We start from the raw sequence: 16446 nt of genomic DNA on the forward strand, positions 1-16446 counted from the left end.
AGCATTGGGCTGGAAAAGCCCCGTCGCATTCGAAAGGAAAGTGGCTTAAACGAGCACTTGGGGCGGCACAAAAACGGGACAGGTCCAGGAACCGGACTGAAGTTGGCAGAGTAGGCGAGAGACTAAGCTTAGTATATGAGACGAAGCGAACCGGAAAGAAGCCCAGATGGGTCGCATTGGATAGCGATGAATTTGGTTACGATCTTCTTTCAATAGCGTCTGCTAGCGACACCGCACCGATGAAAGTCGAGTGCAAGTGCTCCGAAAGACCGCTTAGAGAAGCGACCTTGTACCTCACACGAAATGAGTGGGAAACAGCCGACAAATCAGAACGCTATTCCTTTCACCTTTGGAACACTGCTTCACAACAACCGAAACTTGCCGTTATCGGTGTTGAAGACATGAGGCCTCATGTACCCGAAAACAGACGGAGCGGTAGCTGGGAGACCGCACAAGTGCCATTCATAGCCTTTGAGCAGTTGTTTTCCTTCAGTTAGTCGCGCCACAAAGAACTGGCCTCTACCAGCTGAGCTACAGCGGCTTCCGGACCCTACTATGGCCTTACTAGTTCTACTCCTTTGCCGCGAACTCTTTGGTTTCGCAAGCCATTCTCGCGGGGACCCGCTAATTACGAATGATCAGGGGAAACGGCTAACCGATTTGTTTTTTTAGTGTTTTTCGTGTCGTGAGATTTTCTTTGCAAGAATATCACACGTTTCCTGACATAGGCAAACCGCTTACAACACTAGGATGTTTTGGCTACCCAGAATGAGATCACCTCTGGATTGAACGCAATGTTCCAGCTACCACTGTCCAAATTATTTCATTCCGACGGAGCTATGCGCCGATGGCAACTGCGACCACAGCAAAAAAAGACCAAATACATGACGAATCCGAAAAAGAATTTGATGATATCGAGAGCGTCGAGGGTGGTGTCGCTCGCCCAACCGAAGAATTGGTTATCGGCATGGTTGGAGCTGTGGGCGCTGGAGTTACGACTGCTGCCCAAATCTTGTCAGACAAATTACACAAAGAATATGGGTATGAGGTTACTATACTAAAGGCAAGTGACCTTATTCGGGAAAACGCTGACAAAACAGCCACGCCTAACCCTTCTGCAACGGGCGCGAAGCGCATTAAGGATTTGCAAAAAGTTGGCACCGAACTTCGCGACAAGTTTGGCGAGGAGTATGTATCGGCAAAAGCCGTTGAGACTATCGCAATTCACCGAAGTGCAAGAGGCGGGTACGACGAAAGTACAGCAGTGCCCCAGCCGAAGCGTCTTAGACAAGCAACAATCATCGACTCGCTAAAGCATCCTAAAGAAACGGAACTTCTTAGGAATGTGTATGGCGGCATGTATTGGCAGTTTACCGTGTTCGCACCTGAGGCGGTTCGAGAAGCTCGATTAAAATCTCAAGGAATAGAAAAGGACGACTTGGCAGGGATTTTTACTCGCGACGAAAATGACCGAGAAGGGGACCACGGACAAAAAGTGAGCAAAACTGCTTACCTTTCCGACTTTTTCATTCGGAACGATGGTCAAAACGATGAGCGCCTAAAGACTGTTACGGATAGGTTTCTTGAGGTGATTTTTAACATCTCTGTCCACACTCCAACCACTGATGAAGCGGGTATGTATGCCGCAGTTTCAGCAGCGAGTAAGTCTGCATGTTTGTCTCGGCAAGTGGGTGCTGCAATTTATTCCGAAAACGGAGAACTCCTCAGTGTAGGTTGGAATGACGTTCCAAAAGGTGGTGGTGGCCTTTACTCGGCGAACGACAAAAACAACGATCACCGCTGTTTCAAGTGGGGTGGAAAGCTATGCCACAATGATCGGAAGAAAGAAAATCTACCAACAATTGGAATCGGAAGGCCTGTTAGCTAAAGGTGTCGACTTAGATCAGCTAAAAAAGCAGCTGGTCAAAACCCCCGTGAAAGATCTTATAGAATATAGCCGGTCCATACATGCCGAAATGGAGGCAATTGTATCGGCTGCGCGTGCGGGGAAATCCGGGATGGTTGGGGGTACTCTGTATACAACGACTTTTCCTTGTCACAATTGCGCAAGGCATATCGTCGCCGCCGGAATCAGTAAGGTTTACTACGTTGAACCCTACGCCAAGAGTCTTGCATTGGAACTCCATGCAGATTCAATTGCCGTCACCGAAGATGAGGAAGACTTGTGTTCGTTCCTCCAGTATGAAGGCGTAGGGCCTGACAGCATCCTAAAACTCTTCCATCATGGAGTGGAGAGAAAAAGCGGTGGAAAGGCGTTAACCAACGACAAAGAAACAGCCCATCCGATCCTTCCACCCCCAATGGATGGATTCACAACTCACGAAAAACGCGTTATAAGACGTCTAGAGAGCATCGAAGGCCAACCTACCGAAGACCAAGCTGGATAGAAAATGGGCAGTGATCAATCCAAACGTAGGAACCAACGCGAGTTCATGTTCGTATTTTCTTCTGATCAGAAGAGGTCGAACTCTCGAACGGAAGATGCCCAAGCCGATGCTCCGAAACAATCAAGTAGCGTAAGACTGAAAAAGGACGAGGCCAACGACGTGCGTCGCAAGCTGATTGATCAACTCCGAGAGTTTGGTTGCTGATAATGGTGCCGCATGAGGGATTGAACCCCCGACCCATCGCTTACGAAGCGATTGCTCTACCAGCTGAGCTAATGCGGCAGCGACACGTCGTTTAAACGGGCCAACCCTCATTGTTCAGTGTCCTGACTGACTGATTAAGACTTCGTACTAGTTCTACTCCTGTGCCTTCAACTCGCTGTTTTCGCAAATTATCCTCCGCGGGAAAGGATAACCCATATGAGGCCTAAGAGAGAGTCGGACGTTTACGAATCTCGCCGCACGCATCACTAATCGCGACTAACCGCTTCAGTTCGGAGTCTGTTAGGATTTTTGGATTTAAGCTTCCATCCTGGTTACGCGGTAGATTGTGAAGAAACAGCAAAATACTGGCAGGCAGTTGATCGAAGTAAGTGAGTGTCCTGGGGGTCATTGCCTTCCTTTCTCGGCGACATTCAAGCGATACTGCTCCAAAGTCAGACTGTAGTTCCCGGTAGTTTCTACAAACTCGAAGAATGCAGCGGCCTCCCTCCGTTCGTCAGCGGTGATTTCGCGGGTCGTTAGAGTACGGTCACTAGTTTCGATTTCTTGCCGGATTACGTATCCGCCGGTCTCCTTCGCGGCTAGTTCCAGCGCTCGAAACATAGTTTTCCAATCATCTTCTTCTTTTGCTTTGGTCAGCAATTCATTCAAGATTTCAAGCCTAAATCGTTTGTTGCTGATAGGAACAGTAGCGGTATCATTAAGGAATGTTTCGCGGTGCGTGGCGAAAAGATCGCGTAGCGGTTGTGAAAGGTCTCGACCCATCTGTTTGGTTGGGTTGTAACACTCGGTTAGCTGCGGCTTGATCTTGAATCCGTACACCTTGTGGAACTCATCGGCCGTCTCTCCAGGAGTTGTCATCTCGGCGGCTTGCTGAACCAGAAAACGTTTTTGTTCGGAGGTGAGTTTTCGCGTCATTCGTCAAGGTCAATCAATGAAGGAAGGTAGTAACGAGTTCGCCGTTGACCCCAAAAACGCAACATACGAACGATTGGCAACAGTATGAGTTGGACTGCATTCATGTAGTCATACCAAGGTTCCGACCTTTCGGATCGGCTAATTGCTTCAGTCTACCTTGAACGATGTCTAAGAAAATACTGCGCTCTGCTTTGCCGGCCAAGCAAAAACTTCGAAGTGCCGAAGAACTCCAATCTAGCCACAATTACGTAAAGACGGTATGGGGGGCGAAGCACTGCCGATTAAGTGAAGGAATTCCGCAGTTCGTTACCCTAGATGTTACCCCACCACCGTTACTATCGAAACAATGAAGCGTTACATCTCCGTAAGTTATTGAAAAAAGTGGTGAGCCGTGCAGGATTCGAACCTGCGACCCACTGATTAAAAGTCAGTTGCTCTACCAACTGAGCTAACGGCCCACTCTTTTATTGGATCTTCTCGATCCGTGGCGCTCTTTACGGCAATTTCCCAACCGGGTTCAAGCCCTTAATTTGCGCCTCGTTTCGCTGAAACAACCTGCGTTTCCGGCGACCCGATAGGCGGCCTACTTAGGCAGGTGGCGCAGGGGGGTCAACCCCTTTTTTCACGATTCGACGCGACAGGGTGGATTCATGTTCCGACCGACGCTATATCGCCGCCATGCAACAGAAACTCGATACCGGATTGCCCTTTGTTAAGATGCATGGGCTGGGAAATGACTTCGTCGTCGTTGACGCGCGCATACAGGATGTTTCGATTACCCCGGCTCTGGCCCGAGGAATCGGGCATCGGCATTTTGGTGTGGGATTCGATCAGCTGGCCGTAATCGAAAACGGTGCGGCGGACGCGCATCTGGTGTTTTACAATTCGGATGGATCAACTTCGGCGGCGTGTGGCAACGCCACAAGATGCATCGCACGAATGTTGATGGATGAGACGGGCAAAACCCAGCTGACGTTGACAACCGAACGTGGAACGCTTTTTGCGCAGGACGCAGGTGATGGGCTGACCTCGGTCAATATGGGTCTTCCTCAGTTGGAATGGCACGAAATTCCGCTGGCTGAAGAGATGGACACGCTGGAACTGCCCATCGAGGGAACCCCGACAGCGACGGGTATGGGCAATCCGCACTGCACGTTCTTTGTTGAAAACGCCGAGGCGATTCCCTTGGCCGAGTTCGGCGCGCGCTATGAACACCATCCTTTGTATCCCGAGCGCACCAATGTGCAAGTGGCTCAGGTTGTGGGTCCGGATCACATCCGCATGCGGGTGTGGGAACGGGGCGTGGGCATCACCCTGGCATCAGGGTCGTCATCCTGTGCAACCGCGGTGGCTGCGGCGCGGCGTAGACTGACGGGGCGAAAGGTGCAGATTGATCTGGATGGGGGAACCCTGTGGGTTGACTGGCGCGAGGATGGTGTCTGGATGACCGGGTCAACCTGTCACGTCTTCTCGGGCACGTTGTCGCCCGAGTTCTTAGGGACGCTGGGATGAACCCGCCTAAATTCACCACATTGGGTTGCCGCCTGAACGCCTATGAAACCGAGGCGATGAAAGGGCTGTCGCAACAAGCCGGACTGACGGATGCCGTGGTGATAAACACCTGCGCCGTCACAGCTGAGGCTGTGCGCAAGGCACGGCAGGAGATTCGGAAACTGCGTCGTGAAAATCCGAACGCCCGGCTGATTGTTACCGGGTGCGCCGCCCAGACAGAACCCGACACCTTCGCGCAGATGGCCGAGGTCGATGCGGTGATCGGCAACACGGAAAAGATGCGGCCAGAAACCTGGAAAGGCATGGCCGCCGACTTTATCGGCGAGACCGAGGCCGTTCAGGTCGATGACATCATGTCTGTCACCGAAACGGCCGGGCACCTGATCGACGGGTTTGGCACACGCTCACGCGCTTATGTGCAGGTTCAGAACGGCTGCGATCACCGCTGTACCTTTTGCATCATTCCCTATGGCCGGGGCAATTCCCGCAGCGTGCCTGCCGGCGTTGTGGTGGATCAGATCAAGCGGCTGGTGGATCGGGGCTATCATGAGGTGGTGCTGACTGGCGTCGACCTGACCTCATGGGGGGCCGATCTGCCTGCACAGCCCAAACTTGGCGATCTGGTGATGCGCATCCTGAAACTAGTGCCGGATTTGGCCCGCCTGCGGATCAGTTCGATCGACTCGATCGAAGTGGACGAGAATCTGATGCAGGCCATCGCAACCGAACCACGCCTGATGCCGCATCTGCACCTGTCGCTTCAGCATGGCGACGATCTGATCCTGAAGCGCATGAAACGCCGCCACCTGCGCGACGATGCCATTCGGTTTACCGAAGAGGCCCGGAAACTGCGCCCCGACATGACCTTTGGTGCCGACATCATCGCAGGTTTCCCGACCGAGACCGAAGCGCATTTCGAGAACTCGCTGAAACTGGTTACCGATTGCGATCTGACCTGGCTGCATGTTTTCCCATATTCGAAACGCGAAGGCACTCCAGCGGCTCGCATCCCGCAACAGGTGAACGGAAATGTAATCAAGGATCGCGCCGCCCGTCTGCGTGCGGCTGGGGACGTTCAGGTCAGGAAACACCTGTCAGAACAGATCGGCAAAACCCACCGGATCCTGATGGAGAACCCGCATAAGGGGCGGACGGAACAATTCACCGAAGTTACGTTCAATGCACCTCAGCCCGAAGGCCAGATCGTAACCGCCCGAGCCATTGGGGCGAATGATCACAGTTTGGTTGTCTGAAGGTCCGCAGCCTCGCCATCTGCGACAAGCAATTCTTCCATGAATACGCTTATCAGCTGCGCACGCCCGTCAACCCCGGCTTTGGCATAGATCGAGGCGGTCTGCGCGCGCACGGTTCCTACGGCCCGCCCCCGGATGCGCGCGATGTTTTCGTTATCCAGCCCTTTCAGAACCAATAGACCCACATCACGCTCGGCGGTGGTAAGTCCCCAACGGTCGAAGAACGTGTTGATGACGACGCTCATTTCACCCTGCGCGGCCTGTAGGCCAAGCTTGGTCTGTTCTACCCTTGCCAGCAGGCGTCGAAGTTCAATCATGAAAAAAACAACTCCGGCAAGCAAAACAAATGCGACAAAAGCCTCAAGACTTACATGAGAAGGCCCCTCGCCTTCCTTCAAATCCAGAGCAACGTCGCCAAGGTAAAACACCACGCAAAGTACCTGAACAACGATCATTATCGACATAAGTACAGCCCGGTGAGCGTCTGCATCGCCGGGCCGCCAATGGCTGCTGATCCATTTGATCATTTGGTTGACCAATCCTCAGGTATATTCTTCCGCCCTGTTATCATAGCTTTTGCCAAAGCGACACCTGTTCGCCTCTGATCAATGACAACCCCGGCAACATGCAGCAGAACAGACAGCATCAGCCAGTTGAAGGCCAGTTCGTGCAGATCTTCGACCCATTCGATGCCAAAGAACCGAACTGTCCCCATCATGAACCCTGTCACACACAAAGCCAGCAGTGTCGCCCAGAGGTTATAGACCATTAAGGCCCCCAGAGGGTTGTGTGAAAGGTGCACGCTTTGGTCACCACGCCCCATGTCGCGCAGGTGGTTGAGTGCCGAACGGGGGCTGAAAGGGAAGGCTGCAAACCTGGCAAAAGCCGGACCCGTTAACCCCCAAAGCAACCGCAACAAGACCAAAGCCAGCACGACATAGCCCACATATTCGTGGAACGCGCCCTCGGGATTTGATATCCCCGCATTGATCAGAACGCACAAGACTACGACCCAGTGAACCAGCCGGACCAAAGGATCCCAGACCTGAACGTCGTGGGCGCCTGTGCGCCCACGATGCATCAATTCTGTTTCAGACATTCTGGTTACTGATCCTCAATCTTGACGACTTTACCGCTTGCGGGATCAACGTAAACCTCGGCCAGTTTACCATCCTTGACGACATAGGCTTCGATCTTGCCGTCTTCCGTCTCGATTTTGCGGACATCGAATCCCATGCCTGTCAGAGTTTGCCGAATTTCGGCTTCGGATTTTCCAAGCTCGGCATCGGGTGCGAGATCCAGTGCCAATACCGGCGTTGCAAATAGAATTGAGGCAAAAAGAATAGGAAGTTTCATTGTCGTGACTCCGTGTTTCAGACAAACGGCAGTTGATCAGCCGTTGTGGCTGATGTGCGCCTGTGAAGCTGTCCAATCCATTGACCCGGCGCTTATTTCGGTCAAATAAGCGCGCGCTGATGGAGGCTTGGAAAAAGAAAACCCCCGCAACCTGACGGCGCGGGGGCTGAATTAGTAAAATCCGGTAGGACGGATCGGATCAATCTTCCTTGCGGAGTTTGCCCTTGTGCGGTGCCCAGAGGCGCTTGTTGACCAGGTACAGCAGCACCGACAGAACGGTCAGGAAGATGACACCGACAAAGCCTGCGTTCTTGCGGTCTGTCAGCTTTGGCTCGGCCGCCCACATCAGGAATGCGGCAACGTCCTCGGCCATATGCTCAACCGTGTTCGAGTGCCCGTCCGCGAACTCGACCTGCTCGTCAGCCAGCGGAGGCGCCATCGAAATCCAGCCGCCGGGGAAGGCGGTGTTTTCGTAGAGCACTGCACCCGCTTCTTCTTTTTCGTGGCCAGTGTAGCCGTGTAGCAGCGAGGCGATGTATTCCGGGCCACCCATGCCTTTGACCAGCTGGTTGATGCCCAGACCATAAGGCCCGTGGAAGCCAGCCCGCGCCTTTGCCATCAAGCTCAGGTCCGGAGCGCCGACGCCGGTATTGGCCGGGAAGTGATCGGTGGGGATCGCCGGGCGGAAATCGTCCAGCTCGGGGTCGAAGACTTCGAAGTTGCCAGCAGCGTATGCGATGACTTCTTCTTCCGAGTAACCCAGCGCTTCCAGATCGCGCAGCGGCACGTATTGCAGACCGTGGCAAGCCGCGCAGACCTCGGTATAGATCTGCAGGCCGCGTTGCAGCTGATGCTGATCCCAGGTGCCGAACGGGCCTTCGAACGAGAAGGCGAAATCTTCGATATGCTGCTCACCACCACCTGCTGCAATGGAAGCAGCAGGGGTCAGGGCCAGAGCAAACGCGGCGCCGATTGCAAGTTTCTTGAACATGTTTCCGGTCCCTCTTCTTACTCGGCCGGCGTGGCGTCGGCGTCAGCCTTGCCATAATGCGCGTTGAAGTCTTCTTCGATGGTCTCGGGCTGGGCCAGAGGTTTCTCGATCACACCAAGGATCGGCAGGATCACGAAGAAATAGGCGAACCAGTAGGCCGATGCGATCAGCGAGAAGGTCGCATAGGGTTCTTCCGCAGGCATCGCACCCAGCCACATCAGGGCGAAGAAGTCGATGATCAGCAGGTAGAACCACCATTTCAACATCGGACGGTACTTGCCCGAACGCACGCTCGACGTGTCCAGCCAGGGCGCCAGCGCCATGGCCAGGATCGCACCAAACATCGCCAGAACACCGAAGAACTTGGCGTCAACGATACCACCGGTGATGAAGCTGGCGAACTGAACAACCCAGACTTCACCGGTAAAGGCACGCAGGATCGCGTAGAACGGCAGGAAGTACCATTCAGGCACGATATGTGCGGGTGTCGCCAGCGGGTTGGCTTCGATATAGTTGTCCGGGTGGCCCAGATAGTTCGGCATGAAACCGACAACGGCCCAGAACACGACCAGGATCACGGCCAGCGCGAACAGGTCCTTGATCACGAAATACGGCCAGAACGGCAGCGTGTCTTTCTTCGCCTCGTCCTTCGAGCCGCGACGCACTTCAACACCTGTGGGGTTGTTGTTGCCCGTGGTGTGGAAGGCCCAGATGTGTACCACGACCAAAGCCGCGATGATGAACGGCAGCAGGTAATGCAGCGAGAAGAAGCGGTTCAGCGTGGCGTTATCCACCGCGGGTCCGCCCAGCAGCCAGGTCTGGATCGCGTCACCCACAAACGGAATGGCACCAAACAGACCGGTGATCACAGTCGCACCCCAGAAGGACATCTGACCCCATGGCAGAACATAGCCCATGAAGGCTGTGCCCATCATCATCAGGTAGATCAGCATGCCGACGATCCACGTGATCTCGCGCGGGGCTTTGTATGAGCCATAGAACAAGCCGCGGAAGATGTGGATGTAGACCGCAACAAAGAACAGCGATGCGCCATTCATGTGCAGGTAGCGGATGAAGTAACCGCCATTTACGTTGCGCATGATGTGTTCGATGCTGGCAAATGCCATGTCGACATGCGGCGTATAGTGCATCACCAGAATGATACCGGTGACAATTTGCAGCGCCAGGCAGAACGCCAGAACGATGCCCCAGATCCACCACCAGTTCAGGTTCTTGGGGGTCGGGATCATGAGGGTGTCATACAGCAGGCCAACAATCGGCAGGCGGCTGTTCAGCCATTTCTCGCCGTTTGTCTTCGGCTCGTAATGATCGTGGGGAATTCCGGACATAAGTTTGGGTCTCCCTTAGCCGAGTTTGATTGTGCCGTTGTCCACCCACTCTGCGGGCGGAATGGGCAGGTTCTCAGGCGCGGGGCCTTTGCGGATACGACCAGCAAGGTCGTAGTGTGAACCGTGGCAGGGGCAGAACCAGCCACCAAAGTCGCCTGCATCACCCAGAGGCACACAGCCGAGGTGGGTACAAACACCCATCTGGACGACCCATGCACCCGGCGCTTCGCCTTCCGGCGACGGCATCACACGGTTTGCGTCGGTCGCAGGGGCATCGGCGCTCAGGTTAAAGTTGCGGGCCAGCGGATCCGGCAGCGCATCAACACCTTCGGCGTCCTGTTTCTGAGCTTCCTGAATCTCGGCACCGGTGCGGTGACGGACAAAGACGGGTTTTCCCAACCATTTGACGGTCAGCTGCGTACCCGGCTCAACACCGCTCACATCCACACGGATCGAGGACAGCGCCTGAACGTCTGCCGATGGGTTCATTTGGTTGATCAGGGGCCATACGGCTGCACCCGTTGCAACGACACCTGCGCCGCCAGCGACGTAGTACAGGAAATCTCTGCGGGTGCCTTCGTGGTCTTCTGCGTGGGACACGAGGTTATCTCCGATTGTCTGGCGCCCGCGGACGGGCAAATAGCTCGCGCACCGCACGAATGCGGTGTCTTAACCGCGCTTACTATCGGGGAGAATAGTGTTCGTCCAGCGTTCATAAACGCGCAATACGCCGCATGTGTCGTTTCCAGCAGCTGCGGAGAGTGTTTTTTGGTGAATCTCGCGTGCGACTTTGTCGGCAACTTCGATTCATGCGTCATTGATTCGCTTTCGCACCCCGCCTTCCGCCACCCGGGTTGGGTATTTGAAGCCTGTCCTGGGTGCCGCTGATTTGCGCCCAAAAGGTACATAATCAAGACTTCGAAACGGAGATTGTTTTCAGCAAAAACATACTCGCTAAATAGATGATTTAAATTACAAATTGCACGCGCCTCACCTGTTGCACTTTCCGCGCGAATAAAGGACAGCGCAAAAGGCGTGCGAACTCCTGCAAGGAGACCCCAATGTCAAAGATCATTCTGGCCGCTGCCTTGTGCACATTGGCCCTGCCCTCTCAGACCCTTGCCGCGGGCGACCCCGCGAACGGTGAGGCAATATATAACCGTTGTTCTTCGTGTCATGCGATCATCAAGGATGGAGAAGTTCTGGTCAAAGGTGGAATCACCGGCCCGAATCTGTATGGCGTCGTCGGTCGCGTGGCCGGGTCCGAAAACGATTATCGCTATGGCAGCGAGCGCCTGCCGATCGGCATGTTCACGGATGACATGATCCGTGCCGGCGAAGCGGGTCTGGTCTGGACCGAGGAAAACATCGTTGCTTATGCGCAGGATCCGATCGGCTTCATCAAGGAATTTCTGGATGACGAAACTGCCCGTCCGAACATGAGCGTCAAACTCAAGACCGGTGCAGACGACATTGCCGCTTATCTGGCTACCTTCAGCCCCCAGTAAACCCGGCGCCTGATGCTGGTTAAGCCTTGTGCATCAAGGCGGCCAGCTGGGCGATTTCACTGCCAAAGCCAGAGGACACCTGATCAGCGGCAGCATTTCGCGCACCTTCGGGTTTGTTTTGACCAAGCTTCCACGTGCCCTGAATATCTTCAACCTGCATGCGGCACGGAACGATCATGCGCATCATCTTGTTCAGCGCGTCCGAGGACATTTTTGCCGTGACCCATGGGGCCTTGGGCAGCAGCCGCTTTTCGTAGAATGCAGATTGGCGGTCAAGTACGTCACGCAACTCGTCCTGCGGGCGTAGCTCAAGCTTTCCGATCAGGTGTACGGCGACATAATTCCATGTCGGAACCTGATCTTCGACACCGTACCAATCGGGCGAAATATATGCATCCGGCCCCTGCACCGCGATCTTTGCGCGCTGCGGTTCGTGCAGCGCACGCACGACAGGGTTCGAGCGCACAAGATGCAGGTCAGCCATTGATCCGTCTTCGGACAACAAAAACGGGACATGACTTAATAACGGGCCCTCTTCCGCAGAGAGTGCCAGAACGCCAAACGCCCGGTCGCGGGCGAGTTCAACATGACGCGCACGATCCTCGGCGCGAAAAACGGGGTTAGGGTGCATGAGTGTCCTCCTGTCAAATCTCTTGCAGCGTCGGACAGTTCTTGGCAAGGTCCGCCTCGTTCTCAGGGCGGGGTGGAATTCCCCACCGGCGGTGTGCGGGCCACGGCCCGTAAGCCCGCGAGCGGCCCCGGCTTTCGGGGTGTCAGCAGATCTGGTGAGACGCCAGAGCCGACGGTCAAAGTCCGGATGAAAGAGAACGTGCAAGCCGCGCCGGTAACACGGCGCGCCTGCTCGTGATCGCCTTGGGTGACGTGTCATGCCGGGCTGGCAGCGAAAAGTGGGAACCGGTTCTCGCGACTGCCAGCAGGCCACCAAACTGAAAGGAGATCATGATGACACACACCCGCTATGCTTTTGTAAAAGCCAACTGGCATTCCGATATTGTTGACCGCGCGCTCGACGGCTTCCTCGAACTCGTCCCCTCGGAACAAGTCGATGTCTACGACGTTCCCGGCGCGTTCGAGATGCCCCTGCTGGCCCGTGATCTGGCCCGGACCGGGCGCTATGCCGCCGTCGCCTGCGCTGCCTTTGTCGTTGATGGTGGCATCTACAGGCACGATTTCGTTGCGCAGGCCGTGGTCGATGGTCTGATGCGCGCCGGGCTTGATACAGGGGTTCCTGTCCTTTCGGTCTCGCTGACCCCGCACCAATATCAGGAAACCGATCATCACAATGCGATCTACCGCGACCATTTCGTACAAAAAGGGCGCGAAGCGGCTCAGGCCGCGCTGATGATCTCAGAAACCCGTGCGAAAGTCGCGCAGGCCGCCTGATCTTCATCTTTTCGAAAATACTCAAAAATGCGCCGCCCGACGGGCGGCGTTCAAACCGTCAACGGCCAAATCCGCTTGAGGCCGGGGGCCTTGCCCGCTAATCACGATCCGCAAAGGAGCACGCCCCATGTCGATGAACAGCTTTGGCCATCTTTTCCGCGTCACCACTTGGGGTGAAAGCCATGGGCCCGCCTTGGGCGCCACTGTCGACGGTTGCCCGCCGGGCGTTGCGATTGACGAGGCGATGATCCAGCACTGGCTGGACAAGCGCAAACCCGGGCAAAACAAGTTCACAACGCAGCGGCGCGAACCAGATCAGGTCAAGATCCTTTCTGGCGTGTTCGAAGGCCAAACTACAGGCACGCCCGTGCAACTGATGATCGAAAACACCGATCAGCGCTCGAAAGATTACGGCGACATCATGGACAAGTTCCGTCCGGGCCATGCCGATATCACCTACTGGCAGAAATACGGCATCCGCGATTATCGCGGGGGTGGGCGCAGTTCAGCCCGGGAAACCGCGTCGCGCGTGGCCGCGGGTGGACTGGCGCGCGAGGCCATCCGGCAGATCGCGCCGAATGTGCAGATCACCGGATACATGACCCAGATCGGTCCGCACAAGATCGACCGCGTCAAATTCGACTGGGCGCAGATTGAACAGAACCCGTTCTGGGCGCCTGATGAACAGGCGGCCGGGGATTGGGCGACCTATCTGGATGACCTGCGCAAATCCGGCAACTCGGTCGGGGCCGTGGTCGAGGTTGTGGCACGTGGAGTCCCGGCAGGGCTTGGGGCGCCGATCTACGCCAAGTTAGACACCGATCTCGCGGCCGCGATGATGTCGATCAACGCTGTCAAAGGTGTCGAGATCGGCGAAGGCATGGCTGCCGCCGAACTGACTGGTGAAGCCAATGCCGACGAAATCTTCATGGGTCAGAATGGTCCGCAATACAGTTCAAACCACGCAGGCGGCATTCTGGGCGGCATCTCGACCGGGCAGGACATTGTCGTGCGCTTTGCGGTCAAACCGACCTCTTCGATCCTGACCACCCGCAAAACCATTACAAAATCCGGTGAAGAGACCGAGATCATCACAAAGGGCCGTCATGACCCCTGTGTTGGCATCCGCGCCGTTCCCGTCGGTGAGGCGATGATGGCCTGTGTCATCCTGGACCACCTACTGCTGCACCGTGGTCAGATCGGAGAAAACCGTGGACGGATCGGCTGATCTGCGCGCGCGTTTGCGTGCCATTGTCGCGCAACGCATGGAAACTGATCCGGCCCATGACCTGGCCCATCTGGATCGTGTTTGGACCAATGCTCAGGCCATTGCAGGCGCTCAGGCGGACATCCCCGTCCTGTTGGCAGCCTGTTATCTTCATGATCTGGTCAACCTACCCAAGAATGACCCGAACCGACTGTTTGCCTCACGCCGGTCAGCTGCTGAATCAGGGCCTATTCTGGCAAAACTGGGCTTTTCCGACGATCAGGTTCAGGCCGCGCAACATGCGATAGAGGCCCATAGCTTCTCGGCCAACATCCCACCCGAAACGCTCGAGGCCCGGATTCTGAGGGATGCAGATCGCCTTGACGCCTTGGGGGCCATTGGGATTGCGCGCACATTTTCTGTATCAGGTGCTTTGGGGCGTGTTCTCTATGATCCGGCTGATCCATTCGCAGAAGCGCGCCCGCTGGACGATCTGCGGTATTCGATTGATCACTGGAAGGTTAAGCTGCTGACCCTGCCGGACGACATGCTGACGGATGCAGGCAAGCAGATTGCGCAGGTAAGGGCGGGCCGAATGTTTCAGTTCCTTGAGGATTTTGCAGCGGAAATCGGCGCATCGATACCGAAGTCGTGGACCATCACCTGATCCACCCCGTTGATCTTTATTCTGCAAAGGCGCAGGGTCGCGCCGATGACAAAACCCTTAACATCGCATCGACCTTTGCTGGCTGTGGCGCTGAAGCTTGGCGCGCTGTTCCTTTTCACGTCGATGTCGGCCCTGGTCAAAGCCTTATCTGACGAATTCCCGCCGGGCCAATTGGTGTTCTTCCGGTCCCTGTTTGCTATTCCGGTCATCATTCTGTGGCTGATCGCGCGCCGAGAGCTGGCGCAAGGCTTTGTCGTCAAGAAACCCATGGGTCATTTCTGGCGCGGTGTTCTGGGCACCAGCGCCATGGGGCTGACATTCACCGGCCTTAGCCTGTTGCCGCTGCCCGAAGTCACCGCAATCGGTTACGCCACACCGATCTTCACCCTGATTTTGGCCGCTGTGATGCTGGGCGAGCGCATCCGCATGATTCGCATCGGTGCCGTGGCACTTGGGTTGCTTGGCGTGATGATCATGATCTGGCCCCGGCTTGGCAGCACTCAGATGGAAACGGCTGCAACCATCGGAGCGCTATGCGTACTGGGCGCGACCTTTGCCCGGGCCTTCGTGCAGATCCACATCCGCCAACTGGTCAAGGTCGATCACCCTGCTGCAATCGTGTTCTATTTCTCGCTGACAGCGACGCTGCTTTCGGCCCTGACGGCGATCTGGGGATGGACAATGCCTACCCTGAATCAGGCTCTAATACTGATCACCATGGGGCTAATTGGCGGAGTTGCACAGATCTTGGTCACGTCCTCGTATCGGTTTGGACAAGCATCGATGCTGGCACCTTATGACTATGCAACAATGCTTTTTGCGATTGTGATCGGTTATTTCGCGTTTGATGAATTGCCCACCGTTGCGATCCTGATCGGGGCCGCATTGGTGATCGCAGGCAATGTTGTTGTGATCTGGCGCGAACACCAGCTGGGGCTTGAGCGTGGCAAGGCGCGTTCTGTCACGGACCCCAAAGCGTGACTTTACCTTTTGCATTCTTTCCCTAGGTTGGGCCGGACAATCAAAGAGGTTCCCCAATGAGCGACGCGCAGGATCACAAGGAAAAGATGCAAAAGGTGCAGGCCCAGCACCGCAAGAAAGTGTCCGAGGCCGTCGACCCCGAACGCGGCCTTGTTCTGATCAATACCGGCAAGGGCAAAGGCAAGTCATCTGCGGCCTTTGGCGTGGTCATCCGCGCGCTTGGTTGGGGTCAGAAGGTCGCCGTGGTGCAGTTCATCAAGGGCAAGTGGAAAACCGGCGAGCGCCGTTTCTTCGAAGAACGTGATCTGGTCACCTGGCACACGATGGGTGAGGGGTTTACCTGGGACACACAAGACCGCGAGCGCGACATTGCAGCCGCCAACGCCGCCTTCGACAAGGCTTGCGCCCTTATGGCAAGTGGCGAATACGATCTGGTGGTTCTGGACGAGATCAACATCGCGCTTCGCTATGAATATCTCTCGGTCGAGCAGGTGATAGACGGGCTGAACGCGCGTTCGGACAAGACGAGTGTGTTCCTGACAGGCCGTGACGCACCGCAGGCGCTGCGTGATTATGCAGATCTGGTCACCGAGATGACCGAAGAAAAACACCCGTTCCAGGCGGGAATCAAAGCCCAGCGCGGGGTGGATTTCTGAACCTTGCAACAGCG

The 16446-nt window shown here is 55.6% G+C and carries 19 protein-coding genes, 2 tRNA genes and 1 riboswitch; of the genes, 11 read left to right on the top strand and 10 right to left on the bottom strand.

Going from position 1 to position 16446, the window contains the following annotated elements:
- The 3 genes from ACR0J7_RS14900 to ACR0J7_RS14910 all read left to right on the top strand — a co-directional run.
- Window positions 1–497 (top strand): protein NO VEIN domain-containing protein (locus tag ACR0J7_RS14900; RefSeq protein WP_480914759.1); only part of this gene is annotated, 497 nt, incomplete at its 5' end.
- Window positions 498–847: 350 nt separating this feature from the next.
- The gene (locus tag ACR0J7_RS14905; RefSeq protein ID WP_480914761.1) at window positions 848–1888 is read left to right on the top strand and encodes a hypothetical protein; all 1041 of its coding nucleotides are present in this window, start codon (window positions 848–850) and stop codon (window positions 1886–1888) included.
- Window positions 1833–2408 (top strand): deaminase, encoded by a 576-nt coding sequence (locus ACR0J7_RS14910; RefSeq protein ID WP_480914762.1) that lies wholly within the window; start codon window positions 1833–1835, stop codon window positions 2406–2408. Before ACR0J7_RS14905 ends, ACR0J7_RS14910 begins: the two co-directional genes overlap by 56 nt.
- Window positions 2409–2615: 207 nt before the next feature.
- On the opposite strand, the gene ACR0J7_RS14915 is transcribed toward ACR0J7_RS14910, so the two are convergent.
- The 3 genes from ACR0J7_RS14915 to ACR0J7_RS14925 form a co-directional block, all read right to left on the bottom strand.
- Window positions 2616–2690 (bottom strand) — tRNA-Thr (locus ACR0J7_RS14915).
- 327 nt (window positions 2691–3017) lie between these two features.
- Entirely contained in the window at window positions 3018–3548 is a 531-nt protein-coding gene (locus ACR0J7_RS14920; protein WP_480898865.1) for a DUF2280 domain-containing protein, read from the bottom strand.
- Between the two features lie 382 nt (window positions 3549–3930).
- Window positions 3931–4006, bottom strand: a tRNA-Lys gene (locus ACR0J7_RS14925).
- 220 nt (window positions 4007–4226) lie between these two features.
- Between ACR0J7_RS14925 and dapF the strand changes: the two genes are divergently transcribed.
- Both dapF and mtaB read left to right on the top strand, forming a co-directional pair.
- Entirely contained in the window at window positions 4227–5060 is an 834-nt protein-coding gene (gene dapF / locus ACR0J7_RS14930; RefSeq protein ID WP_480914764.1) for a diaminopimelate epimerase, read from the top strand.
- Window positions 5057–6313, top strand: a complete 1257-nt coding sequence (gene mtaB, locus ACR0J7_RS14935) for a tRNA (N(6)-L-threonylcarbamoyladenosine(37)-C(2))-methylthiotransferase MtaB (RefSeq protein WP_480914766.1) — start codon at window positions 5057–5059, stop codon at window positions 6311–6313. Before dapF ends, mtaB begins: the two co-directional genes overlap by 4 nt.
- Here mtaB and ACR0J7_RS14940 read toward each other — a convergent pair.
- The 6 genes from ACR0J7_RS14940 to petA form a co-directional block, all read right to left on the bottom strand.
- Window positions 6295–6840 (bottom strand): helix-turn-helix transcriptional regulator, encoded by a 546-nt coding sequence (locus ACR0J7_RS14940; RefSeq protein ID WP_480487822.1) that lies wholly within the window; start codon window positions 6838–6840, stop codon window positions 6295–6297. The genes mtaB and ACR0J7_RS14940 overlap by 19 nt on opposite strands.
- Window positions 6837–7412 (bottom strand): cytochrome b/b6 domain-containing protein, encoded by a 576-nt coding sequence (locus ACR0J7_RS14945; RefSeq protein ID WP_480482775.1) that lies wholly within the window; start codon window positions 7410–7412, stop codon window positions 6837–6839. The genes ACR0J7_RS14940 and ACR0J7_RS14945 overlap by 4 nt, the downstream gene beginning before the upstream one ends.
- 5 nt (window positions 7413–7417) lie before the next feature.
- Window positions 7418–7669, bottom strand: coding sequence for a PepSY domain-containing protein (locus tag ACR0J7_RS14950; protein ID WP_480506915.1), 252 nt, complete (start codon window positions 7667–7669; stop codon window positions 7418–7420).
- A gap of 199 nt (window positions 7670–7868) precedes the next feature.
- Window positions 7869–8660, bottom strand: coding sequence for a cytochrome c1 (locus tag ACR0J7_RS14955; protein WP_480482771.1), 792 nt, complete (start codon window positions 8658–8660; stop codon window positions 7869–7871).
- 17 nt (window positions 8661–8677) lie between these two features.
- The gene (gene petB, locus ACR0J7_RS14960; RefSeq protein ID WP_267363184.1) at window positions 8678–10009 is read right to left on the bottom strand and encodes a cytochrome b; all 1332 of its coding nucleotides are present in this window, start codon (window positions 10007–10009) and stop codon (window positions 8678–8680) included.
- Window positions 10010–10024: 15 nt separating this feature from the next.
- Complete coding sequence (petA, locus tag ACR0J7_RS14965; RefSeq protein ID WP_267363183.1) at window positions 10025–10609, bottom strand: ubiquinol-cytochrome c reductase iron-sulfur subunit; 585 nt, start codon at window positions 10607–10609, stop codon at window positions 10025–10027.
- 461 nt (window positions 10610–11070) lie between these two features.
- On the opposite strand from petA, the gene ACR0J7_RS14970 reads away from it, so the two are divergent.
- Entirely contained in the window at window positions 11071–11517 is a 447-nt protein-coding gene (locus ACR0J7_RS14970) for a c-type cytochrome (RefSeq protein ID WP_480898850.1), read from the top strand.
- Window positions 11518–11536: 19 nt separating this feature from the next.
- On the opposite strand, the gene ACR0J7_RS14975 is transcribed toward ACR0J7_RS14970, so the two are convergent.
- Window positions 11537–12148 carry an FMN-binding negative transcriptional regulator gene (locus ACR0J7_RS14975; RefSeq protein ID WP_480772963.1) on the bottom strand — a complete coding sequence of 204 codons (612 nt, stop codon included), beginning with the start codon at window positions 12146–12148 and terminating at the stop codon, window positions 11537–11539.
- A 54-nt stretch (window positions 12149–12202) separates the two neighbouring features.
- Window positions 12203–12350: riboswitch (FMN riboswitch) on the top strand.
- A 130-nt stretch (window positions 12351–12480) separates the two neighbouring features.
- On the opposite strand from ACR0J7_RS14975, the gene ACR0J7_RS14980 reads away from it, so the two are divergent.
- The 5 genes from ACR0J7_RS14980 to cobO all read left to right on the top strand — a co-directional run bounded on the left by ACR0J7_RS14980 (window position 12481) and on the right by cobO (window position 16432).
- On the top strand, window positions 12481–12921 hold the full coding sequence (locus ACR0J7_RS14980; protein ID WP_480494934.1) for a 6,7-dimethyl-8-ribityllumazine synthase: 441 nt from the start codon (window positions 12481–12483) through the stop codon (window positions 12919–12921).
- A 127-nt stretch (window positions 12922–13048) separates the two neighbouring features.
- Window positions 13049–14149, top strand: a complete 1101-nt coding sequence (gene aroC / locus ACR0J7_RS14985) for a chorismate synthase (RefSeq protein WP_480898846.1) — start codon at window positions 13049–13051, stop codon at window positions 14147–14149.
- A complete protein-coding gene (locus ACR0J7_RS14990) occupies window positions 14133–14795 on the top strand; it encodes an HD domain-containing protein (protein WP_480898843.1) in 663 nt (220 codons plus the stop codon). The genes aroC and ACR0J7_RS14990 overlap by 17 nt, the downstream gene beginning before the upstream one ends.
- 45 nt (window positions 14796–14840) lie before the next feature.
- Entirely contained in the window at window positions 14841–15776 is a 936-nt protein-coding gene (locus ACR0J7_RS14995; RefSeq protein ID WP_480898840.1) for a DMT family transporter, read from the top strand.
- Window positions 15777–15832: 56 nt separating this feature from the next.
- The gene (cobO, locus tag ACR0J7_RS15000) at window positions 15833–16432 is read left to right on the top strand and encodes a cob(I)yrinic acid a,c-diamide adenosyltransferase (RefSeq protein WP_480474573.1); all 600 of its coding nucleotides are present in this window, start codon (window positions 15833–15835) and stop codon (window positions 16430–16432) included.
- Window positions 16433–16446: the final 14 nt, after the last annotated feature.

The sequence above is a fragment of the Ruegeria sp. O4 genome (assembly GCF_056535125.1).

What these genes read in the sequence shown, in the direction of transcription:
- dapF (WP_480914764.1), top strand. Translation starts at nt 4,227, where the DNA reads ATGCAACAGAAACTCGATACCGGATTGCCCTTTGTTAAGATGCATGGG.
- ACR0J7_RS14945 (WP_480482775.1), bottom strand. Translation starts at nt 7,412, where the DNA reads ATGTCTGAAACAGAATTGATGCATCGTGGGCGCACAGGCGCCCACGAC.
- ACR0J7_RS14940 (WP_480487822.1), bottom strand. Translation starts at nt 6,840, where the DNA reads ATGATCAAATGGATCAGCAGCCATTGGCGGCCCGGCGATGCAGACGCT.
- ACR0J7_RS14905 (WP_480914761.1), top strand. Translation starts at nt 848, where the DNA reads ATGGCAACTGCGACCACAGCAAAAAAAGACCAAATACATGACGAATCC.
- ACR0J7_RS14970 (WP_480898850.1), top strand. Translation starts at nt 11,071, where the DNA reads ATGTCAAAGATCATTCTGGCCGCTGCCTTGTGCACATTGGCCCTGCCC.
- ACR0J7_RS14955 (WP_480482771.1), bottom strand. Translation starts at nt 8,660, where the DNA reads ATGTTCAAGAAACTTGCAATCGGCGCCGCGTTTGCTCTGGCCCTGACC.
- ACR0J7_RS14910 (WP_480914762.1), top strand. Translation starts at nt 1,833, where the DNA reads ATGATCGGAAGAAAGAAAATCTACCAACAATTGGAATCGGAAGGCCTG.
- ACR0J7_RS14975 (WP_480772963.1), bottom strand. Translation starts at nt 12,148, where the DNA reads ATGCACCCTAACCCCGTTTTTCGCGCCGAGGATCGTGCGCGTCATGTT.
- aroC (WP_480898846.1), top strand. Translation starts at nt 13,049, where the DNA reads ATGTCGATGAACAGCTTTGGCCATCTTTTCCGCGTCACCACTTGGGGT.
- ACR0J7_RS14950 (WP_480506915.1), bottom strand. Translation starts at nt 7,669, where the DNA reads ATGAAACTTCCTATTCTTTTTGCCTCAATTCTATTTGCAACGCCGGTA.
- ACR0J7_RS14995 (WP_480898840.1), top strand. Translation starts at nt 14,841, where the DNA reads ATGACAAAACCCTTAACATCGCATCGACCTTTGCTGGCTGTGGCGCTG.
- ACR0J7_RS14980 (WP_480494934.1), top strand. Translation starts at nt 12,481, where the DNA reads ATGACACACACCCGCTATGCTTTTGTAAAAGCCAACTGGCATTCCGAT.
- mtaB (WP_480914766.1), top strand. Translation starts at nt 5,057, where the DNA reads ATGAACCCGCCTAAATTCACCACATTGGGTTGCCGCCTGAACGCCTAT.
- ACR0J7_RS14920 (WP_480898865.1), bottom strand. Translation starts at nt 3,548, where the DNA reads ATGACGCGAAAACTCACCTCCGAACAAAAACGTTTTCTGGTTCAGCAA.
- petB (WP_267363184.1), bottom strand. Translation starts at nt 10,009, where the DNA reads ATGTCCGGAATTCCCCACGATCATTACGAGCCGAAGACAAACGGCGAG.
- cobO (WP_480474573.1), top strand. Translation starts at nt 15,833, where the DNA reads ATGAGCGACGCGCAGGATCACAAGGAAAAGATGCAAAAGGTGCAGGCC.